At 47.9% G+C, this 420-nt stretch carries 2 tRNA genes; both read right to left on the bottom strand.

The features are described from left to right. Positions 1-68 precede the first annotated feature (68 nt). Positions 69-144 (bottom strand) — tRNA-Ala (locus BEI65_RS26485). 125 nt (positions 145-269) lie between these two features. After that, positions 270-346 (bottom strand) — tRNA-Ile (locus BEI65_RS26490). Positions 347-420 lie beyond the last annotated feature (74 nt).

Consider the following 420-nt stretch of genomic DNA (forward strand, 5'->3'; position numbering starts at 1 on the left):
TTCCAGATTGTTAAAGAGCAAAATCTTAAACGTGATTCTTGCGAATCAGTTTTAAGATTTTTTTGATATGGTGGAGCTAAGCGGGATCGAACCGCTGACCTCCTGCGTGCAAGGCAGGCGCTCTCCCAGCTGAGCTATAGCCCCATATCAGAAAAGCATTTTTCTACACCCTGTCTACTACCTTCGCCAATTCGCTTCTAGTCAAAGCGAAGTCCTGCGACGTTTACTCACGTAAACAACCAGGGCGACAACGCAGGATAGGAGGGAATTGGTGGGTCTGAGTGGACTTGAACCACCGACCTCACCCTTATCAGGGGTGCGCTCTAACCACCTGAGCTACAGACCCGACAAGGTGCTTTAAGGCTTAACCGGGAAGATTAAACCTTATGCTCTCTTTCATTTCATCAGACAATCTGTGTG

This window comes from Serratia sp. BW106 (assembly GCF_002607755.1).
In the GTDB taxonomy this organism is placed as follows: domain Bacteria; phylum Pseudomonadota; class Gammaproteobacteria; order Enterobacterales; family Enterobacteriaceae; genus Serratia; species Serratia proteamaculans.